Origin of the sequence: Rheinheimera faecalis (assembly GCF_021290965.1) — a bacterium.
Classification (GTDB): domain Bacteria; phylum Pseudomonadota; class Gammaproteobacteria; order Enterobacterales; family Alteromonadaceae; genus Pararheinheimera; species Pararheinheimera faecalis.
The window spans coordinates 1-24,078 of record NZ_JAJOYT010000006.1 but is presented as its reverse complement, the minus strand read 5'-3'; the positions used below and the strand labels follow the sequence as shown (position 1 = coordinate 24,078).

27 protein-coding genes and 1 pseudogene are annotated in these 24,078 nt (G+C 47.3%); 5 read left to right on the top strand and 23 right to left on the bottom strand.

Annotation, left to right across the window (positions count from 1 at the left end; all coding sequences use genetic code 11):
- Positions 1-56: 56 nt before the first annotated feature.
- The 13 genes from LSG34_RS12095 to LSG34_RS12035 form a co-directional block, all read right to left on the bottom strand.
- Entirely contained in the window at positions 57-272 is a 216-nt protein-coding gene (locus LSG34_RS12095; protein WP_233009359.1) for a DUF4287 domain-containing protein, read from the bottom strand.
- A gap of 135 nt (positions 273-407) precedes the next feature.
- Complete coding sequence (locus tag LSG34_RS12090) at positions 408-746, bottom strand: hypothetical protein (RefSeq protein ID WP_233009358.1); 339 nt, start codon at positions 744-746, stop codon at positions 408-410.
- 31 nt (positions 747-777) lie between these two features.
- Positions 778-1,662: a diguanylate cyclase domain-containing protein gene (locus LSG34_RS12085; RefSeq protein ID WP_233009357.1), complete on the bottom strand. Its 885-nt coding sequence runs from the start codon at positions 1,660-1,662 to the stop codon at positions 778-780.
- A 43-nt stretch (positions 1,663-1,705) separates the two neighbouring features.
- Positions 1,706-2,482, bottom strand: a complete 777-nt coding sequence (locus LSG34_RS12080) for a Crp/Fnr family transcriptional regulator (protein ID WP_233009356.1) — start codon at positions 2,480-2,482, stop codon at positions 1,706-1,708.
- Positions 2,483-2,858: 376 nt separating this feature from the next.
- The gene (locus LSG34_RS12075) at positions 2,859-3,206 is read right to left on the bottom strand and encodes a hypothetical protein (RefSeq protein WP_233009355.1); all 348 of its coding nucleotides are present in this window, start codon (positions 3,204-3,206) and stop codon (positions 2,859-2,861) included.
- A gap of 152 nt (positions 3,207-3,358) precedes the next feature.
- Entirely contained in the window at positions 3,359-3,829 is a 471-nt protein-coding gene (locus tag LSG34_RS12070) for a nuclear transport factor 2-like protein (protein WP_233009354.1), read from the bottom strand.
- Positions 3,830-3,917: 88 nt separating this feature from the next.
- Positions 3,918-4,541, bottom strand: a complete 624-nt coding sequence (locus LSG34_RS12065; RefSeq protein WP_233009353.1) for a hypothetical protein — start codon at positions 4,539-4,541, stop codon at positions 3,918-3,920.
- Between the two features lie 123 nt (positions 4,542-4,664).
- Positions 4,665-5,069 (bottom strand): DUF2784 domain-containing protein, encoded by a 405-nt coding sequence (locus LSG34_RS12060; protein ID WP_233009352.1) that lies wholly within the window; start codon positions 5,067-5,069, stop codon positions 4,665-4,667.
- 90 nt (positions 5,070-5,159) lie between these two features.
- Entirely contained in the window at positions 5,160-5,726 is a 567-nt protein-coding gene (locus LSG34_RS12055) for a cysteine hydrolase family protein (RefSeq protein WP_233009351.1), read from the bottom strand.
- Positions 5,727-5,805: 79 nt separating this feature from the next.
- Complete coding sequence (locus LSG34_RS12050) at positions 5,806-6,306, bottom strand: DUF2937 family protein (RefSeq protein WP_233009350.1); 501 nt, start codon at positions 6,304-6,306, stop codon at positions 5,806-5,808.
- A 38-nt stretch (positions 6,307-6,344) separates the two neighbouring features.
- Positions 6,345-6,650 (bottom strand): hypothetical protein, encoded by a 306-nt coding sequence (locus LSG34_RS12045; RefSeq protein ID WP_233009349.1) that lies wholly within the window; start codon positions 6,648-6,650, stop codon positions 6,345-6,347.
- A 124-nt stretch (positions 6,651-6,774) separates the two neighbouring features.
- Entirely contained in the window at positions 6,775-7,995 is a 1,221-nt protein-coding gene (locus LSG34_RS12040) for an NAD(P)/FAD-dependent oxidoreductase (RefSeq protein ID WP_233009348.1), read from the bottom strand.
- Positions 7,996-8,044: 49 nt separating this feature from the next.
- Positions 8,045-8,524: an MgtC/SapB family protein gene (locus LSG34_RS12035; RefSeq protein ID WP_233009347.1), complete on the bottom strand. Its 480-nt coding sequence runs from the start codon at positions 8,522-8,524 to the stop codon at positions 8,045-8,047.
- A 279-nt stretch (positions 8,525-8,803) separates the two neighbouring features.
- Between LSG34_RS12035 and LSG34_RS12030 the strand changes: the two genes are divergently transcribed.
- The 3 genes from LSG34_RS12030 (at position 8,804) to LSG34_RS12020 (ending at position 13,096) form a co-directional block, all read left to right on the top strand.
- Positions 8,804-11,194: a catalase gene (locus LSG34_RS12030; protein WP_233009346.1), complete on the top strand. Its 2,391-nt coding sequence runs from the start codon at positions 8,804-8,806 to the stop codon at positions 11,192-11,194.
- Between the two features lie 63 nt (positions 11,195-11,257).
- Positions 11,258-11,881 (top strand): hypothetical protein, encoded by a 624-nt coding sequence (locus tag LSG34_RS12025; RefSeq protein WP_233009345.1) that lies wholly within the window; start codon positions 11,258-11,260, stop codon positions 11,879-11,881.
- Positions 11,882-11,980: 99 nt separating this feature from the next.
- Positions 11,981-13,096 carry a hypothetical protein gene (locus LSG34_RS12020; RefSeq protein WP_233009344.1) on the top strand — a complete coding sequence of 372 codons (1,116 nt, stop codon included), beginning with the start codon at positions 11,981-11,983 and terminating at the stop codon, positions 13,094-13,096.
- A 202-nt stretch (positions 13,097-13,298) separates the two neighbouring features.
- Here LSG34_RS12020 and LSG34_RS12015 read toward each other — a convergent pair whose 3' ends face one another.
- The 6 genes from LSG34_RS12015 to LSG34_RS11990 all read right to left on the bottom strand — a co-directional run bounded on the left by LSG34_RS12015 (position 13,299) and on the right by LSG34_RS11990 (position 18,836).
- Positions 13,299-13,793, bottom strand: coding sequence for a GNAT family N-acetyltransferase (locus LSG34_RS12015; RefSeq protein WP_233009343.1), 495 nt, complete (start codon positions 13,791-13,793; stop codon positions 13,299-13,301).
- 89 nt (positions 13,794-13,882) lie between these two features.
- Complete coding sequence (locus tag LSG34_RS12010) at positions 13,883-14,293, bottom strand: VOC family protein (protein ID WP_233009342.1); 411 nt, start codon at positions 14,291-14,293, stop codon at positions 13,883-13,885.
- A 67-nt stretch (positions 14,294-14,360) separates the two neighbouring features.
- Complete coding sequence (locus LSG34_RS12005) at positions 14,361-15,128, bottom strand: phytanoyl-CoA dioxygenase family protein (protein ID WP_233009341.1); 768 nt, start codon at positions 15,126-15,128, stop codon at positions 14,361-14,363.
- Positions 15,129-15,180: 52 nt separating this feature from the next.
- The gene (locus LSG34_RS12000; RefSeq protein WP_233009340.1) at positions 15,181-16,479 is read right to left on the bottom strand and encodes a DUF2254 domain-containing protein; all 1,299 of its coding nucleotides are present in this window, start codon (positions 16,477-16,479) and stop codon (positions 15,181-15,183) included.
- Between the two features lie 344 nt (positions 16,480-16,823).
- Positions 16,824-17,111 (bottom strand): helix-hairpin-helix domain-containing protein, encoded by a 288-nt coding sequence (locus LSG34_RS11995; RefSeq protein ID WP_233009339.1) that lies wholly within the window; start codon positions 17,109-17,111, stop codon positions 16,824-16,826.
- Between the two features lie 264 nt (positions 17,112-17,375).
- Complete coding sequence (locus LSG34_RS11990; protein ID WP_233009338.1) at positions 17,376-18,836, bottom strand: aminoacyl-histidine dipeptidase; 1,461 nt, start codon at positions 18,834-18,836, stop codon at positions 17,376-17,378.
- Positions 18,837-19,080: 244 nt separating this feature from the next.
- Between LSG34_RS11990 and LSG34_RS11985 the strand changes: the two are divergent.
- A pseudogene (locus LSG34_RS11985) lies at positions 19,081-21,071 on the top strand (glycoside hydrolase family 95 protein); the annotation flags it as partial.
- Positions 21,060-21,521, top strand: a complete 462-nt coding sequence (locus LSG34_RS20905) for a glycoside hydrolase family 95-like protein (protein ID WP_408636169.1) — start codon at positions 21,060-21,062, stop codon at positions 21,519-21,521. The pseudogene LSG34_RS11985 and the gene LSG34_RS20905, both read left to right, overlap by 12 nt.
- Positions 21,522-21,538: 17 nt before the next feature.
- On the opposite strand, the gene LSG34_RS11975 is transcribed toward LSG34_RS20905, so the two are convergent.
- From LSG34_RS11975 to LSG34_RS11960, 4 genes are all read right to left on the bottom strand, one after another.
- Complete coding sequence (locus LSG34_RS11975) at positions 21,539-21,745, bottom strand: hypothetical protein (protein ID WP_233009336.1); 207 nt, start codon at positions 21,743-21,745, stop codon at positions 21,539-21,541.
- Positions 21,746-21,847: 102 nt separating this feature from the next.
- On the bottom strand, positions 21,848-22,267 hold the full coding sequence (locus tag LSG34_RS11970) for an MAPEG family protein (protein ID WP_233009335.1): 420 nt from the start codon (positions 22,265-22,267) through the stop codon (positions 21,848-21,850).
- Between the two features lie 105 nt (positions 22,268-22,372).
- Positions 22,373-22,891 (bottom strand): GrpB family protein, encoded by a 519-nt coding sequence (locus LSG34_RS11965; protein ID WP_233009334.1) that lies wholly within the window; start codon positions 22,889-22,891, stop codon positions 22,373-22,375.
- A 108-nt stretch (positions 22,892-22,999) separates the two neighbouring features.
- Positions 23,000-24,078 (bottom strand): serine hydrolase domain-containing protein (locus tag LSG34_RS11960; RefSeq protein ID WP_233009333.1); only part of this gene is annotated, 1,079 nt, incomplete at its 5' end.

Sequence of the window (24,078 nt, the reverse complement as noted above, 5' to 3'; positions counted from 1 at the left end):
AAAAGCAATCAGCAAAGCGAAAAGCTTAAATCAGGGTATTAAACTGTAAGGTTTTGTTACTCCAGAGTCTGGCTGCGGAAATAAGCAACCAGCGCATTCGCATGACCATGGCCTATACCATGTTCGTCTTTCAGCCAGGCCACCATTTCCATATGCTTCAGTTGCTGCTGGTTTTGCAATAAATCAAACCAGTGCTGAACCGCAAAGCCGTACTTTTTTTCGATAGAAGGAAAATACGAAGCTGGGCCTTTCACCTTTTCTGTATCAGACATCTGTTCACCTTTGTTTTTAATTTACTGATTAAAACCTGTAGTCGAACAATGCAGTCCAAATTCGACAAGGTAGATCAGATATTTTTTAGTGTGGAGGTAACAGAATAAAGGGCAATTGAGCTCAGCGCAGAACATTTAAGTCCTTATGGAAAAACTCAAGGGGCAGTCAATATGTTTCAACATTTGATTCACTATAGGGGGCAGAGCAAAGCTTGTTGTATCAACTGCTTTTACGCTGACGAAAATATCGCAGTGGTTGACATTCAGGCCCTGACGCACATAAAACATGTTGATCGCATCTAGATTCGCTGCAGTGAGCGCTACCAAAGCTTCAAAACTACGGGGTTTCAGATTATCTTCATCTGCCGGGTTTTCAGCATAAGAAACGTCTTCGAGTTCACGGCATAATGTCAGCACCTGCATTTTGTTGAGCTGACGAAAACGAAAGCTGATTTCCAAAGTTAAATGATCCATCTTTCCTGCTTTTTAATCTGGGTTTATCGCTTTAATCAGGCTCATTCAACTGCCGGAACAACGCCACCTGCGCCACTGTGCCTTTTGCCTTATACATAGCCTTATCTGCGTGTTTGATAAGAAGGGCCGCAGTTTCACCGTCAGACGGCGAAAGCGCAATACCTATACTGATTTTTATATGCAGTATTTGCCCACTTAAATCAACGGCTTCTGCGACACGCTGGACTAACTTGCTGGCAAGACGCAGCACGTCGTTTTCGTGCTTTACTTCAAGCAACAGACAAACAAATTCATCGCCGCCCCAGCGACTGACCATATCCCCATCGCGAATAAAGGAATTTAGCCGGTTTGCTACTGTTAGCAGCACCCTGTCGCCGACATCATGACCATGGCTGTCGTTAATATTTTTAAACTTGTCGACATCAATAAACATCACTGCCAGTCCCCAGCCCTGACGTTTAGCCTGAGCCAATCCCTGAGTCAGTGCCTGATCAAAGGAGGCGCGGTTTGGCAAACCAGTCAGAACATCAGTCAGCGCAAGCTGTTGTGCTTGCTGGCCTGTTACCTGAGCTTGTAATAAGTCGTCACGTACTGTGGCTAAATCTGTTTTCATGCTATCGAGTTCGGATTCAATCCCTATGCGAACCGCTATTTCATTGGCCAGTTTAATATTCACCCGTTTCAGATCATCAGCCGCTTTCGCCACCATATCTTCGGCATCTACATTTTGTGTAAGCGCTGTTTTCATCGCCTGAACTGAAGCAGTTTCTTGCCGCAAAACATGATTAGCCGAGGCAAGTTCACCTGCGGCTCTGGCCACATCTATTTTAATTTCCTCATTTTTTTTAAGTACACCATCCAGCGACACTCTCTTGACGGTAACCTTTTTCACGTGCGCTTTCGATTTTGCTGACATGGCTACCTCTTGATAAAACACAGAACAACGCTTGCACGCAGCCTTAAAGGGTTGGCAGTGTAACTACCGGAATTGCAGCCACATTTTTAATCACTTGACGCTGCGGCAGATAAGGCAGTAATAACTCAGTTTCTTTTTTTACCACTCCATAGCATTCGCAGCTCATGGCTTCGAGTTTGTCCCTGTCCAGCACCTTAATCAGACCACGCGAATAAGAAATCACACCTTGTTGTTGCAGCTTTAATGCAGCTTGTGTCACGCCTTCACGGCGCACCCCCAGCATATTGCCAATAAATTCCTGCGTCATCGTCAGTTGATTGTGTGACAAACGGTCCATAGACAGCAGTAGCCAGCGGCAAAGCTGCTGATCAATCGAATGATGCCTATTGCATACCGCAGTTTGCGCCACTTGTGTGATCAGAGCCTGGGTATAACGCAGCATCAACAGCAGCAACTGGCCATGTCGGTTAAATTCGTCTTTCACCATAGGCCGTGGCAAACGATAAGCATGACCAGCACTTTGTACTATAGAGCGGCTAGGTGTGCCCTGACCTCCCATAAATAACGAGATACCTAACAAGCCCTCATTTCCCACAACCAGAATTGCTGTGGACGCACCGTTTTCCATAATGTATTGCAACGACACTATAGAGTCTGTTGGGAAATACACATGGCGCATGGTGCGGCCAGATTCGTACATCAAAGAACGTAGTGGCAAGGGCACTAACTCCAGATGTGGAAACAAACGAGCCTGAACATCAGGTGCTAACGCCGCCAGCAGATGATTTTGCTGTGGATGCGGTTTGGGTTTTGTTGACATAATCCCTCGGTAAATTGGCATGGAGGTCAGGATCCGGCTAAAACCGGCTGAAGATACTGCGTAGCTCAAAACAACTTCTGTGCGATATCGCACACAAGGTTAACTTCACCTGACAAAACACCAATTCAAAATACGGTGCGGATCGTTATTGCGGTAAAGGGCAGAACAGGAGACGTTGTGAATGAAGATGCCACTGAACCCCCCTGTTGGTTTGTTCAGAGACTGAAATAAGACATTATCGAAATACAAAGCCCGGGCGGGATAAGGGCGAAGAAATGAATAACAGCAGTTAACATAACACACTAATGAGGTGAAGCTGCTTATATATTATTCAGCCAAAGCACTCTTTTAGTGGAAAACTCATAGCTCTCTTCTTTTACGGGTTTTCAAATGCATGTTGACCACATTTGGGGCAATGATCTGTTGCTAATGCAAGATCGGCCAAATCGCCAATAAGAAGGCCATTACAAGAAAAACAACGTAAATCTGAGTTGCTGATCTCCCGTTGTTGTAACTTTTTAATCCATCGGATAGACATAAATAGGCTACAAAAAAGCAGGATTAGATAAGTCACAAGCCAGGATTCAAGCAGTGCATCAAAATAGCTGACAAGCAACCAATTTAATAAAAGTAAAGCAACAAAAGCTACGGCGTAAAAAATATCATTTTGCTCGAATTTTTTATCGAATAGTTTTTTCTGCTTTATAAACTCTTGTTTTGTCATTATATGTTCTTATTGTCTTCTAACGCCTAGCCGTGCGCTACCGCTTAAACTAAAGCCGCATCTATGTATTGAGCATAGCCGAAACGTAGCAGAAAACAGCGGGCTGCCTTGTTGTTTTCTGCGATTCAAAGTCTGTTGTTAAAAAATAGCTATTATTCATCCAACTTACTATAACGACGGATCACTGATACTTTGCCATTTTCAAGCTCTAATACATCCAATGCGCTCTTGGCATAACTGAACTCTGAGCCGTCAGCTCGTTTTCCCTTGGCTGCAAACTTATGTTTAATAGCCACAACATTGTGACCAAACTCATAGCTTATCAGCTCAGATTTGTATTCAGTATGCGCGCCTAAATAGTGAGTCATGCCTTTTCGCATCAATGCCTTGCCGTCGGGCTCGCGTGAATCATCAGGCGCATTTGGCAAGTGTTGGTTACCTACGTCGTCGGTCAAAAAAGACAGGTAGTGCTCCAAATCCTCTTTGGTTGCATCAGGTTGCTGAGTGACAACCTCTGCCTGATAATAAGCCTTCACAAAGGCATCGTAATCAAAGCTATCTGCCGCTACCTGAGCATGATAAATCGCAATAAAGCTAACCAAGGCTAACACTAACTTTTTCATCTAAGTTCCTTTTATTAATTTGCCTGAAAGGCTCACAGTAGTTTTATCCAGCCAGAGTCAGCATGTTCGCTGATTGTATCTAAAAGCCCTAGCGCGCGTATTTTTCTTCGAAATCGCTCATAGTGACTAGCGTGTATTTTTCGATGAAAACGGCCGTAGCGCCTGGATTATTAAATGTATTGGCAAAGGACTCTTCCTTGCCACTTTTTGTACGTGAAATTTTTACTGAATAGCTGTCGGCGTCTTTAGACACTGTGACCTTTGTGTTGTCTGCTCCGTGCTCTTTTTCGACCACCAGCACAGATCCATAACCCAACAAGGTATCCAGTAAAGCTGCTTTTCTATGATCTTTATCATTCAACCAGATAGCACTATCGGCTTTGCCATATTGATACAAGGCATAAATAACAGGAAGGCTAAGCAGGGTCGCCAGCATGACTTCAATGGATTGGGCCCATTCGGCCCAAAAGGCAGCAACCAGCTGTATCAGGGTGGCAATAGATATCAGGTAAAACAACCGCCGCCAGACTGCAGCACTCCAGATAGCCTTTTGTAAGGCATAGCCAAAAAATCCCAGTAAATAAAGCATTGAAAGTAAAGTGCTGATTAAATTGGCCACCGAAAACTGCCCCACTAAAATGCTGCCATAGACACTGAACGCAATAAGCAGTAAATAGACAATACCGTAGCTGATGAACGCAATTTTCTTCACTTAAAACTCCTTCAATAGGGCCTTTATTTTAATCGTCATGGGTCTTTAGCTTTTACACAACATGCTGACTAGCGAGCCGATTTCTCTATCAATAATTTCAGCTCACTCAGCACCCTAAACCGGCTATCGGAAATGTCGTTTGGGTCGCACCAAAAACCAGCTTGCCAACACCAATAGCCCAAAAGCGCTGTAGAGCAGTATAAATACCCACTCTGGCGCAGTGTAAAACAACAACTGATGTAACCAGTGCTGAATAAAAGATCCTGCGTAAGTGCCTGCCCCTGCTTCTTTCCTCAGTGCCATCTCCCAAATGGTTAATGGGCAGATCACACCAAGCCAGGACTGCAGGACCACTATGCCTATAGCGAGTAAATGCAGTAACCGGAAACTAAGATTACGAACCCACAGCCAGTTCAGAAAATAGCCCAAATAAACTGCAACAAGCCCGAGTACTACAAAACAGACAAAAAGAACATGCACGACCAAAATCGCATCAGCCAGCAGTAAAAGTAGTAATTCTCTGGACACGGCAATTCACCTTATACAAAAAAGTGCTGATTATGAATAACTAAATCATAAGGTTAGGCAAAAGAAAAGCTGCAAGCCTGAAGATAAAGCTCAGGCTATATGCTCAAAACTTAACTCTTTGGCACTGACAGCTTTGTTGTTTCGCCCCGGATAATTGAGCCAGGTCATTGCAACGTTAAGTTCCAGAATAATGCAGGAAGCCTCAATACGGGAGCCATCAGAGAGCAGCATATCTTCTGTGGTATGGCAGTCACTGACCAGCGTCAGGTCGTAGCCACGCTCCAATGCAGCATAGGCGGTCGAGCGGATACACCAATTCGTGGCAGCACCAGCCAGGATAATATGACTAGCTCCCATAGTGGCCAGATTCTGATCCAAACTGGTTTGTTCGAAAGACGAGTGGAAATGTTTATGGATTTGTAGTTCATCTTGTAATGGAATAAGTTCCGGTACCCATTGCCATTGTGGGCTGCCGGACTGCAACTGCTCGTCCGAGTGCTGGACCCAAATAACAGGCACCTTATGCTGGCGCGCACTGTCGACTGCATGCTTAACATTCTTCACAATACGCTGAATATCCCAGGCATCTTTGACAACGCCAACCTGAAGATCGACCACCAGTAAAACGCTTTTATTGCCAGTACGGATAGTTGCCACTGAATCTCTCCTTGATAAGCCTTTAGTCTAACGACAAAGTCGCCGCACCGGGATTGAAGTCTGATGGCGTGTTACGCCATCAGCGCTGCGAATAAGCGCTTCTCCTGCCAAAGAATCTGAATGGCAGCATGATCAGAAAATTCAACAGCAGAGCAAATACCACAGCAAAAGCCAAACCACTTGGATTCAGAGGTATGCCCAGTTTGAAATTCTGCGTTACATCTTTCAACACGTGAATTCTGTCGGGATGCAGCATAAACAGCATTTTTTCCAACAAGTTGCCGGTGGCAAAGGTATCCATACCAAGGCGGAGATCGGCCAGCAACTCCACTGTCGCCAGTTTTTGCTCTGCATCTGTGCGCACGCTGGGCTCAGCGTTTTTCAGATGGTTCTCTATCATGACCTGAGCGTTAGCAAACTGATGAGTTTTCGCTGTCGCTTCATAACCATCCACCTGCCATTGGGTGGCTTTGTACCAGCCAGATAAATACTGATGGTAATGATCAACCAGCAACGGCATCTGCAGCGCTACAATAAGCGCTACACCAAACACTAATTTATCGAGCAGTCTTCCAATCAAAATAAATATTCCTGTTGCTACTTACTGTAAAAAACTTTTCATACGCTAAGCGCATAAACAATGACGAGGATAAAAGCGGCCAATCCCCAGGGGAATGGCGATGTCCACCAGCTGAAATACTTTTCCCGTTCAGCTGTTGAAATTTGCTGCCACTGTGCTGACTTTTCATCACTCTGCTCAAATCTCGCTTTTAGCTGGGGTCCCGGAAATAAACCAAAAGTAATGCCAAGCACTATCGCATACCAGCCGATGTGCGAGCCATGCGGAACAAACCACAGCATCAGAATTCCGAACATCAGCAAGACGCAGCAACTGCTCAATTCACTTTTTGTTGGCAACTGCATGGTATTCAACACTCCCTGTTTTATACCTATCTGAAGATACCTGACTTTATGCTTCGAATCGAGTTTTAGCTATCCGTATCCATCTGTGTTTTGCCCCTTTAAAACCCGAATTGTCACTGATCACTTAGCCATAGCCCAATCGTGCAAAAGAGAATAACTCCGTTAACGGATGCGGCCGTCGCTCGATTTGTGCACGCAATAAGCCAGCACCCAGCATACTGTAGGTAATGCCGTTGCCACCATAAGCTAAAGCGAACAGCACCCTTGGTCCATACTGCGAATGTTGGCCAAAAAGGGGCAGTCCGTCTTTGGTTTCAGCAAAGGTGCCCGCCCAGGCAAAGGCTGGTTTTGCCTGAAGTTTGGGAAATAGACGGGCCACTTTACGCTGTAAAGTCGCAGCTTTACGGTCGACTAAACAGTCTCTTCGCGCCGGTATATCCCGGCCTTCGTCTTCACCACCCACCAACAATCGTCCATCCCCGGTGCTGCGCATATAGATATAAGGTCGTGAAGACTCCCACAACATAGTAGTGGCCAACCAGCCAAGCTCAGAAGGTGCAACTGGGTCTGTGATATAAGCAAAGCTACTGCGATTTTGCGCAACCTTCTGACTTAACCAGCACTGTGCTTCATAACCGCTAGCCATCACCAGATGCTTTGCTTTAATCAACATGCCTTTGTCTGTCTTCAGTTGTACCGAATGCCCGGTAGCCTTGATGCTGGTTACCGCAGTGCGGTCAAACACAAGCGCCCCCCGTTGCTGCATTCTGTACAGCAGTTTTGAAGCTAGTCGATAGGGATCAACCCGCGCTGCTATGGTGCTCAGAATGGCCGCAGGCGCTGTTAGTTGGTACTCATTCTTCAGCGCTGCGCGGCTGAGCCAGCGAACCGGGAAACCATGCTGTTTGCGCCAGGCAAATTCATCCGCTAAATCCTGGTGATCAACCCGATGACTGGCGTAATACAGGCTTTCGCAGTTGGCAAAATCAACATCGCCAAGCTGATGAGCCAAAGCCCCCACTTGCTCAATAGCATGGAGGCTGGATTGATAAGCCAAAAGCGCTGCAGCCTGGTCGTAGCGCTTTGCTATTTCTGTGGCATGGGCATCGATTTCATATTGCAATAAAGCGGTGCTGGCCGATGTGCTGCCCCAGCAGATATCCCGCTGATCCAGCACCACAACATCATGCCCATGTGTGGCCAGTTCATCGGCAATCAGTGCACCTGTGATGCCAGCTCCAATGACCACCACATCGCAACTCAAATTGGTATCCAATTGCGGAAAGGCATAAAGCAAACCATTTTTGACGGCCCAATACGGATAGCCACTTTTTAAATCCACCATTCCCCCCTAACCCGGCGCAAGACGAAAAGTCACTGAAGGTAGTCAAGCCTCAACGCTGCTGATCTTGTGTATCACTCTCTGGAGTCCCAAGCAGCACTTTGGCTGGCGTAAGTAGCCGCAGGGTAAAAAACGTTAGAGCACTGAGCACCAGCGCAATTTCAAGCCGGCCTGTGGCGACGGATATGCCAATGGCCCCGGTTAACCACAAACTGGCTGCAGTTGCAGTACCAGAAACAGACCCTCCACCTTTGACTTCATTTTTTAAAATAGCACCACCACCAATAAAACCTATGCCGGCAATAATGCCCTGCATCACTCGTGATTCGTCATTGGTAGACCCCAACACATCCATACCAACCAACATATAACCACATGCCGCAACAGCCACCAGCGGAAAAGTGCGAAGGCCTGCGGTGCGCTCACTTTTTTCCCTGTCCCAACCAATCGGCAGCGCCAGGATAAAGGCGAACGCTAAGTCGCGAATATGCAGTAACACCATATTCCACTCCAGATCAGGCATCAGTTCCATAGGGCTCCGCTTGTAGATGAAAAAACATAATGAGAAATCGCTGTTTTGCTCAGATGCACTGCACAGTCGCTTAAGACTGAAGGAGCCGTGTTGCCAGGTCGGTGCGTTGTCACACTCAAAGTAAAAAAGGAACAGGCAGGCTAGGTAAGGGACACAGCCTCATTGCAGGGAGAGAGTTCGTTATCGAACAGACTTAGTATCTCTGCGGCATAAGAATCGATACAGGCAGGTGGTTTGAATTTCTATCTTCAATAGTCCCCACCTCAGCGGAGAACACTTATGGCTAGCAACAAAAACCCAGATCAATCGTCGCGAAAAAAAGGCAAAGACGATTCCTCTGTAACAGCAGCACAAGGCAACAGCCCTGCGCTCAAAACAAACGACATAGTGGCAGAGCAAGCCAAAGCCAGCGAAAATCTGGTCGCGGCAATGCCTTACAACAGCACTAAAGCGCTTGAGTATGGTTACGACAACGCCATAGCACCTATAGCAGGAATAACAGTAGAGCTGCCTTCTATCGCACTAACGGCAAGTACGGCCACCGAAGATACTGGCACTGCAAAAACTGGCAGTGCTGTGCGTCCGGGAACAAACCCAACAGTTGCGTCACTGAATCGGGTGCGGGTGGATGCAAGCGCAAGGCCTTTAACTACCAACCAAGGCGTTCAGATCAGCGACAATCAGAACAGCCTGAAAGCAGGTTTACGTGGGCCAACTTTACTCGAAGATTTTATCCTGCGGGAAAAAATCACCCATTTTGATCACGAGCGGATCCCTGAGCGCATAGTTCATGCCCGCGGCTCAGGTGCACATGGCTACTTCAAAGCCTATGACGCTTTAACCCAATACACCAGCGCAGCACCTTTTGCCGAACAAAGTAAAATCACCCCTGTGTTTGTGCGCTTTTCTACCGTAGCAGGTGAACGGGGTTCAAAAGATACAGCCCGTGACGTACGTGGTTTTGCCGTGAAGTTTTATACCGACCAGGGCAACTGGGATTTGGTGGGTAATAACATGCCGGTGTTTTTTATACAGGACGCGATGAAGTTTCCTGATCTGGTGCATGCCGTCAAACCTGAACCTCACCATGGTATGCCTCAGGCGGCATCGGCCCATGACACTTTCTGGGATTTTGTCTCTTTGATGCCTGAATCGACTCATATGTTGATGTGGCTGATGTCGGACCGCGCTATCCCCCGTAGCTACCGGATGATGCAAGGTTTTGGCGTCCATACCTTTCGTTTAATCAACGAGCAAGGTGAGTCTGTATTCTGTAAGTTTCACTGGAAACCATTGCAAGGCACCCATGCCCTGCTGTGGGATGAAGCGGTGAAAATATCCGGTGCAGACCCTGATTTTCATCGCCGTGATTTGTGGGAAGCTATCGAATCAGGTGAGTTTCCGGAATGGGAGCTTGGACTGCAGCTATTCACCGAACAACAAGCTGATGGTTTTAGCTTTGACGTGCTGGATGCCACTAAGCTGATACCGGAAGAGTTGGTGCCTGTTTTGCCTGTTGGGCGTATGGTGCTTAATCGCAACCCCGACAACTTCTTTGCCGAAACCGAGCAGGTCGCCTTTTGTACAGCCCATATTATTCCCGGTATCGACTTCTCTAACGATCCGCTGCTCGCAGGTCGGATCCATTCTTATGTGGATACACAAATCACCAGACTCGGTGGTGCCAATTTTCATGAAATACCCATCAACTCGCCGCTGGCCTCGGTACAGAACAATCAACGCGACGGCATGCATCGTCAGGCTATAAATCGCGGCCGGGTAGCTTATGAGCCGAACTCACTGGCCGGTGGCTGTCTTTTTCAGACCGGGGCCAGTCCGGGCGGATTTGTATCCTTCCCACAGAGAATGACTGAAGACAAAGTCCGTGGCAAAGCACAAAAATTCGCCGAGCATTATCAGCAAGCGACCTTATTTCTCAATAGTCAGACGGCTGTCGAAAAGGCCCATATTACCGATGCATTCCGCTTTGAGCTCAGTAAAGTCGCAGTTCCGGCTATACGCAGGCGCATGTTGTCATCGCTGATGAATGTATCAGCTGAGCTGGCCGCAGATGTTGCAGCAGGTTTAGGTATGGCGGTACCAGATGCTATGCCCAAAGCCATCCTTGAGCCACAACAACCTGAAGTCACTAAATCAGTCGCCTTATCCATGATGGCGTTACCCGGTGAATGTGGTATCCGCACCCGACAGATTGCTGTGCTGGTTGAAGAAGGCGTACACCATGCCTCTATCGCAAGCCTTTATCGCGCTCTGGCAGAAGCCGGAGCTGTGGTGCATTTCGTCGGGCCCCGCATCGGTATTTTTACCAGCTCCTCGGGTGAAAACATTGAAGCAGACAAGTCGATGGAGAACTCTCCGGCGGTGCTGTTTGATGCGCTGGTGTTGCCCGATGGCAATAAAGCGGTGATGGCACTCGCAGGCAATGCACATACGGCTGACTTTATAAAAAACACTTATCAGCACTGCAAAACCATTCTCGCTTTGGGTGATGGCCGCGAACTTCTGGAAATGGCTGGTGTTGGCCCAGGTATGGCTGAAGACCAAGGTATTTTGCTGGCGGATAGCGCGAACACTGTTGGGGTAATCACTGCTTTTATTGATGCAATTGCTGCCCATCGCCATCCATCCCGCGCCCTGGCAACCCAATGAAACAGCGCGATCAGCGCAAGCTGCCTGCCATTGATTAATGCTGGCACCAAAAAGGAAATAGTGATGAAAAAGAAGGCTTACAACAAAAAACAACTGCATGAGTTGTTGTATCAGTCGCTGGAGACGGAACGTGGTGGTTTGAGGATTTACGAAACAGCGCTGTCTTGTGTGCTGAACGAAGATTTGAAAACTGAATGGCAAGAATATTTCGAGCAAACTCGCACACACGAACAGGTGCTGGTGGATGTATTTGGCGAGCTGGGTCTGGACCCAGACACCATGACCCCTGGTCGTGAAGTAGTGGCTCATATCGGCGATTCGCTGGTGAAGGCGATGCTGATGGCCAAGGCGCGGGGTAACGCCATAGCAGCGCAGCTAGTAGCTGGTGAATGCGTGGTGTTAGCTGAAACCAAAGATCATCAGAACTGGGAGTTGATTGGGCATGTGGCTGAACACGGCCTGGGTGAGGAAACCAGTGCACTTCTGGCTGCTTACCAATTAGTTGAGCAGGACGAACACCATCACCTTTATCACACCAAAGGATTCCTGCGCGAATTGTGGATTGAATCATTGGGCTTACCTGCTGTTTTGCCACCGCCCGAGGAAGTAAAAAAGGTTGAAACCGCCATAGGTGCAGCGCGGGCCGAGTTCAAGCGCGATGAGATGCTGGAGTCCGGACGCTCATGAATATCAGCTCAGCACAGAGAAACAACAGCTGCAACAGCAGTGCCAAAGCTCCAAATAACTCTTTTATCTTATTGATCGATCACAGCAATGGAGAACACTATGTCAAATGTTAATCTGGGTTTAGATCCGGTGATAGAACGCCGGATTCCAATAAGTACCATGGATGCCCCCTGCGCAAACAGCGCTGTATCATGGGCTGCTATCTTAGCCGGAGCGGCAGGCGCTGCCGCCTTGTCGTTGCTACTGATGATCCTCGGCACAGGGCTGGGTTTCTCCGCTGTATCGCCGTGGCGTATGGAAGGCATCAGCGCCACTACCTTTGGTGTTGCGGCTATAGCATGGTTGAGTTTTACTCAGCTTGTAGCATCAGGCGTTGGCGGTTATCTGGCTGGCCGGCTGCGTACCAAATGGATGGATGCACATACAGATGAAGTGTATTTCCGCGACACAGCCCACGGTTTTCTGACCTGGGCTATCGCATCGCTGTTAACAGCGGTGATCCTGACTTCGGTGATGAGCAGCATTGGTAGTGGCGTCCGCGCAGGTGCAGAAGTGGTTGGTAAAGCCGCAGGTGCCGCAGCGGGTTCAACAGCTATGATGGCTGCAAGAGGCGCCGACGCTGATGAAACAGGCAACTCGTTAGGCTACTTTATTGACTCTCTGTTCCGCGCAGATAACGGCAGTTCAATTGGCAACACAACACCGCAAGCCAAGCCTACTTTGCAAGATCCACTGGCTGACCAGGCAACACCACAAGCAAACGAACCTGCTCCTCAAATTCTCGCTGGTAGAGAAGCTCCTCCAGTAAATACTGTTGTGCCCGATACTATGCCTGACAGAGCTGCTCCTGAGGCAAACTCTAAACCAAACCAACAGTCCTCTGAAAACTTGCAGCTGCCAACAGCTGAAGTCACACGGATATTCGCACGTGCGCTGTACGCGGGTTCGTTACCGCAAGAAGACCAAAGCTACATAGCTCAGCTTATCGCACAGCGCACTGATTTGAGCCAGCAGGAAGCTGAACAGCGTGTATCTGAAGGCTTTGAGAGAGTGCAAACTATGCTGAAAAATGCTGAAACTACAGCTCGCGAAGCCGCAGATGAAGCCCGTAAAGCATCGGCTTACGCTGCACTTTGGATGACGGTCGCCCTGCTACTTGGCGCCTTTGTGGCAAGTCTGATGGCTGTGTTTGGTGGTCGTCAACGCGATGCTTAAATCGCACCCTGTGTATTAAATTTAAAGGAGATTATTATGCGTTCAGTCCTACTGTGGATCATCGGGATCCCAATTCCTATCATCATTTTAATAGCGCTGATTTTCTAAATCATGCGTCCCTTTACCAAGGAGCGTGTTGCTCTTTGGTAAAGGTTTTTCCGATAGCAAGAATAGAGTCGATGGTCGTCAAGACGACAATGAATTAAACACGCAGTCTGGCAAACAGATGCTCATCATAAAATTGCCCCTGCTTCTGCACCGACTTCCTCAATATGCCTTCCAAGCTGTAACCGGCTTTATTCATCACCTGGATAGAAGCCAGATTTGGTGCAGACACCACGGCATAAAGACGTTGAATATCAGTGATTGCAAACACCAGTTCGGTGAATTCAGTCACAGCTTTGGATGCAATTCCTTTGTTCCAATACTCCTGAGCGACCCAATAACCTAGTTCTGCGGCATGCGCATACTCAGCCTCTTTGGTGTACACACCTATGACACCGCAGAATGCATTATTAAAGGTGATAGCTCTGACAAAAGCGCCCTTTTTACTGCCCACTTCAACCCACCAGCTTGCGTCTTCAAAGCTGTAGGGCTGTGGGATTCTGGACGCCAGGTATCTGACCAGCTGTTCGTTGTTCAGATAACGAACAAGCCATTCCCTGTCATCACTTTTCAGCTCACGTAGCTCTATCACAAAGTGTCCTTTATCTGCTCAGCTCATACGATATTTTTATAAAGCTTATCCGTCGCTTTATTAAGTTCTGCATAAGGCAAAAACCAGCACTATTCAGGCATAACCACATTCGGATCCATATAGTTCAGTCGCCAGGCGTTGCCATCGGCATCAAGAAAACCATGTGTATACACAAAACCTAAATCCTGCGCAGCATCATAAACAGATCCACCTGCAGCAATAGCCCGTGCTACCAGATCGTCTACTTGTGCTTTGCTGTTGCAGTCCAGACACAATACGACAGCTGTAGTTAAAGAAGGGTCATTTATTGGTTTAGGTGTGAAGAGCTGCAAGCTGCTATCGAGGTGAACCATAATGCGAATTTGCTCGGTGACCATCATGCACTGGCAGTCTGGGCCACGAAACACCGGATGAGGTTCAAAGCCTAGTTGAGTATAAAAATGTACTGCACGCTCAAGTTCCTGAACAGGAATATTGATGGTAATAGTTGCCGGATTCATAACATTTTACTTCCTTGATAGTGCAAATTTGCATAGCCCTGATACTGCAATCAAAGGCGTGCCGGGGTTAGTAGCTGTTTTTCGTTTTGCTTGCCAGTGCGCACTCAAAAGCAACAGCATTTTCGAGTTTTTCTATTATTTCCGGGCCAGGCAAGCAGCTGTCATCCACAAATTTCATCAGCTCAGGGACAGGATCACAAAACAAAATATCCAGTGATAATCGGTCTCTGCCGTATATACCTCTATGGATCATAGTCGCACTAAATATCAGCAGGTCGCCAGCATGCAATGGAACAGCTACGCCAGAAGATAATCTGTCATCATTTTTTCGGCCATTTTGCTCTAACCGGACATCGAGTTCTTCCTCACTATCCCAGCGTTTGTGGCTTCCGGGTATTAACTCCACACCTGGTTCATCGAACAACGGGATACGAAAATGCACGACCTTTGGGCCGGACAAGGCTTGCTTCTGTTGTTCAACAGACAAATGATATTGGGTGTCTCTATGCCAGTAATTTCGCTGCGCTTTATTCACTGGGTCAAAAAACAACTGAGTATTCATAAAGGCCGGACGTTCACCCATGATGGAAGTGACTATAGTCATCAGCTTCGCTGAGCCGATAAACCTGAACAGATATTCCCTTTCTGGATCCTTTAAATATTTTTTGGCGGTCAGATAAGCTGAGTTTATAGCGCTCTCAGCGTAAAATTGTGCATTCTGCAGCTTCCACTCCTTATGGAAATGCGCAACGACTTGCCGCAGTGCATAAAGCTCAGTCTCGCTGAAAAAGCTTTTGAGAACGAGATATCCACTTTTTTTGTAATCATCATTCATAGGCAGATCAATGCTCAGCACAGTTGCGAAATGCACTGAATTTCAGTGCACGTTATTGTTGTTTTCCATCTGAAGAACTAACTGATTCAGCGTGCTTAGTTTTGAAATTGCCAGCCTTTGCAACAGCCTCTAAGTCTTCGGATATACTCAGCGCATTTTGTGAGCGCTTAAACGCTAAACGACTATGGTACTCAGCAGCTTCCCGTAAATCCGCATTGCCACTTGCTGCCAGTGCGCCAAGCGCTTTTTGTAACCTCACCGCAACCTCAACAACTCCGGCCCCATCTCTGGCAATTGCCGTAAAGGCATCATCGAACATATCCCGCGCTGAGAGCTCTGGTACTTCGACGCGATCATATTTAGGAGCCTGTTTTCCACCAACCGGCTCAGGTTCGCTCCATAGCGTAAAAAGCCGTACCAGTGTTCCAACAACGCAAATAGCAGTGCCAGGGTCGTTAACTGCGGGCGATAAAGCGCGCCCCGCTATTTCCGACAACACCACCAAACCAAAACGCGGATCATCGTCAAAAAGACGAGCTCCACCTATCTGAAAAGCTAAAGCGACAGCAGTAGAGTCAATATCGGTTCGCTCAGCCGAATCCGCTATCACATAAGCTAATATGTTGTTGGGCGCAGCGAAAGAACCAGGCAAAGCAGCCACCACCACCCGCACTTTACTCTGTTCTGCCCATATCTGAAGTGCGGCCATATCTATGTATTGGACATATCCTACATTCGCAGCGTATACCGCCAGGCCTTCAAGGTTCGAACGCACAGGAACCCCACAAAGATTCGGTGCATTCAATCGCCGTCTCAAAGCAGCAGCTGTGGCATGTTCAACTTTTTCAATTGTTGTGCCCATGCGCCCAAGGCGCGCAATACGATCAACCCAGCGCACAAAGGTCACCACCACCAAACCAAATATAAATACAGTCAAAACAAAGAGAATAAAAAGCCCTGCTTTCTCAAAATACTCATTCTTAACCGCTGTGATGGCTACGATACTGAAGATAAACGCCCCAACAAAAGTGGACAGTGCATTTTGAGATGCATCGTCAGAAACCACCAAAATGAATGAACGCGGAGTGGCAGTGTTAGCAGCAGACGCATAAGCAGACACCATAGAGGACACAGAAAAAGTGGCGATCACCAGCATACTGGACGCCATAATAGAGAGTAGTGCTTCTATCGAATCGAGCGATATCTGCGGTGTAAATTTTGCCATACCAGTGCCATCGGCAAATTTTGCGACAAAGGCGACTGCTATAGAGAGCAAGCAAACTGCCAAAGGTTTTACCCAAAGCCGATCACGAAACCTGTTCAAGAGAAACCTAAAACGTTCAGTTAACACAACCAAGCTCCTTTTCGTTTCCATTCACTCTGGTTTTCTACTACGGCTAAAGCACTCAGAATAGTTTCGGTTTTAGATAAACAAATTTCAAAATCAAACACTTGCAAACTCACGTTGTATTCCCTGATAGGCAGCGCTGACTGGCTGTCTTATGGTTCTAAACTATAGGTCGGGTAAGCCAATGTAAAGTGTTGGGCTTTACCACCCGGCAAAGCAGCGCTGAAACACTTGAGGTGCAGTCTTAGTTCTAAACCATAGTTAGTGCAAAGTAAGCGATTTTTAGGGGGGAGATAAACAGACTCGCTTTTATGCGTCAAAAAAGCCAGGAGCAAGCACTAGCTGCACTACTCACCCAGCCTGTTTTTGCGCTCTGTGGTGTAAGCCCACCATGGTTTTGGCATATCCCCTTCTATAAAGTGGGTCACAGAGATAAATACATCTATGACGCAAGGGTCATGCTTTTGCGCCGTTATCTGACAAAGCTGCTGGTACATTTGATAGGGATCACGGCCTTTGAGATCATCTGGCTTGTGGATACCAAGTAAAACCAGATCCGCAGCTCCTGCCTTGCCAATATTTGGCAGGTCAGTCAGCTTTATTGTCTTTTCGCGGATCACTTTATCCGGATTCATAAGTACAGCCCTTTGACAGAATAAACGCGTTGCCAACAACTAGTTCCCAGCTAATCTATGACTTTTTCCTTTATTAAACAAGGATTCAACCGGCTCCTGCTACATCCCCAAGGTATAGCTGCATGAAACTCTTTAGCTCCGATCTACAAACATCTCATCTTGCGAAAAAATGGCAGTTTCTAATAAGAAAGATGAGGATTTAGGGCACAAAAAAGCCCCGATATCGGGGCTCTGGTATAGCGGTGTGACTAAGCGCGTTTTAAGTTAAGAGCGCTGAGGGATACGCTGAAGTACTGCCAGCAATAATTCCCAGTACTGACCAACAGTAGTGATATTCACCATTTCATCCGGTCCATGTGGGAAACGAATAGTTGGGCCTATCGATACCATATCCATATCCGGATAAGGTTTTTTAAATAAACCACATTCTAAACCGGCATGGATCACCATAATCACTGGCTCTTTGTGGTAAATATCCTGATAGGTATCGCGCACTATCGCCATCACTGGTGAATCCGGGTTAGGTTTCCAACCAGGGTAAGCACCGCTGAATTTCACCGCAGCGCCTGACAGCTGTGCCAGTGAACTTAACATGCTTTCGACCTGCTGACGGCCGCTGTCTATTAAAGAGCGGATTAAGCAAAGCACCTGAATGCTGTGCTCTTTAGTGCTGATCACACCCATGTTGAGTGAAGTTTCGGTTACACCTTCTACTTCATCACTCATCCGCATCACGCCGTTAGGGCATAGATTAAGTAAGTGGATCAGAGTGTGTTGTGTAGCAGCCGTTAACACTTGTCCCGGAGTCACAACTTCGGCCAGACCCAGTTTTAATGCAGGTTCAACCGCAGCTAATTCAAACTGCAACAAGGCTTCAAACTCTGCCACAGCCTGTTGTAACTGCGTCAGTTTTGCCGCAGGAACCGTCAAGCTTACAGTGGCTTCACGAGGTATGGCGTTACGTAAAGAACCGCCGCTAAAGCTGGCGATAGTTAATTCCAGTGCTGTTGCATGATCAGCTAAAAAACGCGCCAGCAGTTTATTGGCATTGCCACGTCCCAGGTGAATATTCACACCTGAGTGACCGCCTTTTAAGCCTGTTAAACTTAAATCAAAAGCTATGACGCCAGAAGCTGTGTTCTGCCATTGTGCAGGCACAGTAAATTCAGCATCCACACCACCGGCGCAGCCCATGTAAATTTCGCCTTCCTGCTCAGAGTCGGTATTGATCAGTATCTCTGCGTCCAGCATACCTGGTTCCACACCAAAGGCACCTGTCATCCCGGCTTCTTCATCAACAGTCAGCAGTACTTCTAACGGGCCATGCTGAATATCATCACTGCCTAAAATAGCCAAAGCCGACGCCATACCTATGCCGTTGTCGGCGCCAAGTGTTGTGCCGCGGGCTTTTACCCAATCACCATCGACATAAGCATCAATAGGATCTGTTGTGAAGTCATGGATTTTGTCAGCATTTTTCTGCGGCACCATATCCAAATGCGCCTGAATCACCACTATTTTACGGTTTTCAAAACCTGGGGTTGCCGGCTTTTTAATGATCAGGTTACCCACTTTGTCTTCAATGACAGCTAAACCTTTGTCACGCGCCCAGTGCTGAATATGCTGGCTTAAGGCTTGCTCGTGTTTAGAAGGATGTGGAATGGCACAAATTTGACCAAACCATTGCCATAACGGCTGTGGGTATAAGGATGATAATGCTGACACAACAACTCCTGATTAAGACGCTCAGCTAAAAAACGCCGACATTTTAGCACAAAGAGCAGCAGGCACAGAATGGCAGAAACGACTGTCGGTCTGTGGAGTGCGAGAGCAGCATACACTTGGTCAGAGCGACAAAAAATCTTAACTAAATTAACGATAAAAACTATATACATATCAAAATCAGAAGGTTAAACCTGACTATCAGAACCTGGCTGCAACACATTCACTTTCAGGGTGCCATGCGGTGATGACAAAAACTGTGCAATTTTCTTTACTTTGCTTATTGAGCTTATTCAGCGCTTTCGCCACTTCCGCTGTTCCAGCTGCCACTGATTCAAAACTTTGGTATCAGCAACCAGCCACTTTATGGGAAGAAGCTTTGCCTTTAGGCAATGGCCGTTTAGGCGCTATGGTGTATGGCAAGCCGTCAGACGAAATTATCCAGTTAAATGAAAACACCTTTTGGGCTGGTGGCCCCCATAACAATCTCAATACAGCGGCGCTATCATCATTGCCCAAGATCCGCAGCTTAATAGCCAGTGGCGACTATACCGCCTCCGAAGCTCTGGCAGCTAAAAGCATTACCAGCCAAGGCCCACAAGGCATGCCTTATCAAAGCGCCGGCAACTTGCAGCTGGAGTTTCCGGTTCATACCTACTATCGCAATTATTATCGTGACCTGGATATAGCCAATGCAGTGGCCAGCACCCGTTATCAGGTTGGAGAGGTGATCTATAGCCGTGAAGTATTCACTTCATTAGTTGATCAGGTGCTGGTGGTGAAATTAACCGCCAGCAAACCTGGTAAGCTCAGCTTTAAAGCCTATTTGTCACATCCGGCCAAGGCGGCTTTTTCAAAGCAAAACGCCAGCACAGTGCTGATGCAGCTGCAATCCGCTGATCACGAAGGTATCAAAGGGCAAGTGCAACTGGCGTCGCTGCTGCAGGTGCAAAACAGTGGTGGCAGCCTAAGCCAAAAGGATCATCAGATCCAGGTGGAAAACGCCGATTCGGTGGTGCTATTGGTGTCCATGGCGACCAATTTTATAAACTACAAAGATATCAGCGGTGATGCGCTATCAAGTGCTCAGCAGTATCTGGCGAAGGCACAACAGCAGTTCCAGCAACACCAGTATGAAGCCCGTAAAACAGCCCACAGCAACTTCTATAAAAACTATTTTGACCGGGTGACATTAAATTTAGGCAAAGGTGAATTTAGTGCCGAACCCACAGATCGGCGTATCCGTTTATTTACAGAGCGGCACGACCCGGAACTTGCCAGTCTGTATTTTCAGTTTGGCCGCTATTTATTGATTTCCTCCTCACAACCCGGTGGTCAACCCGCCAATTTGCAAGGCTTATGGAATCATAGACAAGACCCACCATGGGACAGCAAATACACCTTAAATATCAATGCAGAAATGAACTACTGGCCAGCGGAAGTCACACAACTGACGGAGCTCCATCAACCTTTTATCCAGATGATCAAAGAGCTCGCAGTCACAGGACAGCAAAGCGCCAAAACCATGTACGGCGCCCACGGCTGGATGGCACATCACAACACAGATATCTGGCGTATCACGGGTGGTGTGGATCACAGTTGGGGTTCCTGGCCCACCAGTAACGCCTGGCTGAGGTCTACCCTGTAATGAAAGCTGCAGTACAGTTTTTTGAAGATTTTTTAATTGAGTCACCGGATAAACAATGGCTGATTGTGTCCCCTTCCATGTCACCGGAAAATGTTCCTACAGCAACTGGTACTAAAATCGCCGCTGGCGTGACTATGGATAACCAGCTGTTATTTGACTTATTTTCCAATACCATAGCTGCCGCAACTATTCTGGAGGAAGATAAAAACCAGATCCCCGCCTGGCAGAACATACTGTCCCGCTTGCCTCCTATGCAAATAGGTAAATATCATCAGTTGCAGGAATGGCTGCAGGACTGGGACGATCCACAAGACAAACACCGTCATGTTTCGCATTTGTATGGGCTCTATCCCAGCAATCAGATATCGCCTTTGCGCTCACCTGAATTATTCAGTGCAGCCAAAGTGACGATGGAGCAGCGCGGCGACCCGTCCACAGGCTGGTCGATGAACTGGAAAATCAATTTGTGGGCCCGCCTGCTGGATGGCGATCGTGCTTTTAAATTAATGCGCGACCAAATCAAACCTGCGCTGAATTCTGATGGCAAGATATCCGAAAGCGGCGGCACTTATCCCAATATGTTTGATGCCCATCCACCTTTTCAGATTGACGGCAATTTTGGCTTTACTTCTGGCATGGCAGAAATGCTGGCGCAAAGTCATGACGGCGCTGTGCATCTGCTGCCAGCTTTGCCACAAGAATGGCCCAATGGCGCAGTGACAGGCCTGATGATGCGTGGCGGTTTTGTACTGGATATGAGCTGGCAAAACGGGCAAGTTTGTACATTAAAAATTCACTCACGCTTAGGGGGTAATTTACGCCTGCGTAGCCATTCACCATTGCCGAAAGTTACGGCTTTTACAGTACATAAGGCCACAGACAACAACGAAAACCCCAACCCATTCTACCAACAGGCACAGATCAAAACGCCACTTAAACACACAAGTAAAACCCTGCCACAACTCTCTTTGGCCAATAGTTATTTGCTGGACGTACCAACAGTGGCAGGTCGGGATTACCAATGGAGTTGTAAAGAATAAGCTTGTCAGGTTAATTATTATTGGCCTTCATCTTTGATGTCTTCTACAACTTCTTTTGTCTCTTTTCCAATAGCCTTCACAGCATCCCTTGAAGTATGCCCAATTTTTTTTGTCACATCTCTCGTGGTATGACCTATTGCTCTGCCCGTTTCTTTTATTCCGGCACAGGATGCAAGCAAAAATACAGCCACAGAGCTAAGGATAATTTTCTGAAAATGATTCAATCTATAACTCCTAATCCACAATTGTATAAAACCTACCATAAAAGCGAATAACACCTTTAAGCAGCTTCCCGGCTAGCTCGCGAATAGCCTGAGCGGCCGGTTTTACTGTATAAGCACCAACATTAGTTTCACCGCCCAATAAACGCCTATTGCCAGCTGAGCGGAAAAAAACATAAACCGAACATTAACGGCCATAACACTGAGCGAGGCAAGATGTGCTAACGATTGTGCTATTCGGGCAGCCAAAAATAAATAGCACAAAGGATCAGTGATCGAAGTCTGATCCGTAATCAAGGCAATGATGAATAGCCCTCCAAAAACCGGCAACCCCTCAAGACAATTCGCATGAGCACGGGCCAATCTTTGCAAAAATGGCCCGAGATTGGAATTATCTGTTTTGAACTCGTTTGCCGGAAACTTCTTCACCAAAACCAGCCAGGTGCGCATCACTTCCATAACAATAAGTAAAAACAACGTCCATAAGATAAACCCGACTAAAGCAACAGCTGTAGAACTAGCCACAATAAACTCCTTTTTCCAGATGTAACTTACAAGACCATCAATACGGTTTTCGAGGGATAATTAACGTTTACCTGTGTTACACAACCTGTAGCCCAGAATTTATTGTTATCCAGCACACAGAACAGCTTGAATAAACTCGCTTTTTGCATCCGTATAGGCTTCCCGATCACAACTAAGTTCGTTTGCTAATTGATACTTTAACCTGACGTAGGCCTGACGCACTGCTGGATCTTGCTGCAAGATATCGCGAAAACGAACTTTCTTCGACCACTCTTCGCTCGTCCGCAGAAGAAGGTGAAGATGGTGAGTACGACAACCATTTTGTTGTCGCATGAGCCAGCGTTTGTCAACAAGGGAAGCATTAAACTCCACAGATGTTGTGTAACTGTTCACGCATAATACAGTCAGAAGCTCGTCAGCGTCCTGAAGCGAATTAACCGCAGCTATGATGTCGATAATTGGCTTCGCTGATAGTCCGGGAACAGCAGTACTGCCTACGTGCTCAATTCCGATCAGCTTATCGCCGCAAAGGTTTTGCAAACGGCGGCGCTCCGCCTCAAATAGAGATGGCCATTGAGGATCATAATCCCGAATTTTAACTTTCTCGTTGATAGCTCTTTGCAACTCATCTTCTCCACTTGATGACACCACTAACTCAGCCCCATAACGCCGTCGAAAAGGCGAATAACTTGTTGAAAAAAACCGAAAAGAAGCTTCGACTCGAATAAATGATCATGCTGCAGTTGCCTCAAGCAGTTGCAGCAAAATCTGTTCAGAGCGTCGCTGTCCATAGCCTTGCCCGTAAGCCGTCGACGTAATGGCAACTACAAGATCATACTGAGGCACAACATAAATTTTGTTACCGCCGTTACCAGAAGCAAAGTGAACGAGAATAGAGCGTCCGCCGAGTTGGTATCGCTTCGAGTACCACATGTAGCCATAGCTGTCGGCGTACGGGTCGTACTTTGCTATATCAACAAGAGGCGATAGAGCTTGAGCTATCCAAGTACTAGTGAGAATTTGACGCTGGTCAATCCGCCCTTTGTTCAGCAATAACGAACCTATTTTCGTCATGTCGCGGGCGCTGATACTCAAATTGCCCTGCCCTACACCTTCTCCTTTTGGACCACGCCGCCAGGCAAAATCTTTAATACCCAATGGCCCGAACAAATGCTGCTGTGCGAAGCTCTGCAATGGCATGTCCGAGACATGTTCCACCATAGATCCTGCCAGAAAGGCATTCAGCGAAGAATAGACGTATCGCTGACCTGGCGCATATTTCAGCGGCACTGCGTATGCAAAATGCAGCCAGTCGGAACTCTCATCAAGCTTATCTTCATTGCCTAAGCTTTTGGCGTCGTCATCGTCTGAATCAAGCCCTGAACGCATAGTAAGAAGGTCGCGAATTCTGATCTGTTGTTGTGGGGCTGGCACACCTGTAGGCAGAAACTTAGCAACTGGTGCGTCAACTCCCGGCAGCAGGCGCTGTTCAATCGCAATGCCCACTAATATGGCGGTGATGCTTTTGGCGGCAGAACGAATATCCCGCAGCGACTCTGGCCCGTCACCATTAAAGTAGCGCTCGGCTGTAATACAACCATGGCGGCTGACCACAACCCCTCTCAAATCTTTTGTTGTATCCCCTTCCAACTGATTAAACAGCTTTTCGGCTTTTGCTGTGTCAAAGCTCTCTCCTGTTATCACAGCGCAACCTGAAGAGGCGTTACTGTCCTGCTGCGAAGGTTGTGGCTCAGCCACTGCACAAAACGACAGAAATACGCACAAAAAGAAGTGTAACAGGCTCTTCATTT

Bases quoted from the DNA above. Each gene is read 5' to 3' on its own strand.
- LSG34_RS12045 (WP_233009349.1), bottom strand. From the start codon at position 6,650: ATGCAGTTGCCAACAAAAAGTGAATTGAGCAGTTGCTGCGTCTTGCTG.
- LSG34_RS11995 (WP_233009339.1), bottom strand. From the start codon at position 17,111: ATGAATCCGGATAAAGTGATCCGCGAAAAGACAATAAAGCTGACTGAC.
- LSG34_RS12005 (WP_233009341.1), bottom strand. From the start codon at position 15,128: ATGAATGATGATTACAAAAAAAGTGGATATCTCGTTCTCAAAAGCTTT.
- LSG34_RS12025 (WP_233009345.1), top strand. From the start codon at position 11,258: ATGAAAAAGAAGGCTTACAACAAAAAACAACTGCATGAGTTGTTGTAT.
- LSG34_RS12090 (WP_233009358.1), bottom strand. From the start codon at position 746: ATGGATCATTTAACTTTGGAAATCAGCTTTCGTTTTCGTCAGCTCAAC.
- LSG34_RS12020 (WP_233009344.1), top strand. From the start codon at position 11,981: ATGTCAAATGTTAATCTGGGTTTAGATCCGGTGATAGAACGCCGGATT.
- LSG34_RS12085 (WP_233009357.1), bottom strand. From the start codon at position 1,662: ATGTCAGCAAAATCGAAAGCGCACGTGAAAAAGGTTACCGTCAAGAGA.
- LSG34_RS12035 (WP_233009347.1), bottom strand. From the start codon at position 8,524: ATGGAACTGATGCCTGATCTGGAGTGGAATATGGTGTTACTGCATATT.
- LSG34_RS12010 (WP_233009342.1), bottom strand. From the start codon at position 14,293: ATGAATCCGGCAACTATTACCATCAATATTCCTGTTCAGGAACTTGAG.
- LSG34_RS12075 (WP_233009355.1), bottom strand. From the start codon at position 3,206: ATGACAAAACAAGAGTTTATAAAGCAGAAAAAACTATTCGATAAAAAA.
- LSG34_RS12080 (WP_233009356.1), bottom strand. From the start codon at position 2,482: ATGTCAACAAAACCCAAACCGCATCCACAGCAAAATCATCTGCTGGCG.
- LSG34_RS20905 (WP_408636169.1), top strand. From the start codon at position 21,060: ATGTTTGATGCCCATCCACCTTTTCAGATTGACGGCAATTTTGGCTTT.
- LSG34_RS12095 (WP_233009359.1), bottom strand. From the start codon at position 272: ATGTCTGATACAGAAAAGGTGAAAGGCCCAGCTTCGTATTTTCCTTCT.
- LSG34_RS12030 (WP_233009346.1), top strand. From the start codon at position 8,804: ATGGCTAGCAACAAAAACCCAGATCAATCGTCGCGAAAAAAAGGCAAA.
- LSG34_RS12070 (WP_233009354.1), bottom strand. From the start codon at position 3,829: ATGAAAAAGTTAGTGTTAGCCTTGGTTAGCTTTATTGCGATTTATCAT.
- LSG34_RS12040 (WP_233009348.1), bottom strand. From the start codon at position 7,995: ATGGTGGATTTAAAAAGTGGCTATCCGTATTGGGCCGTCAAAAATGGT.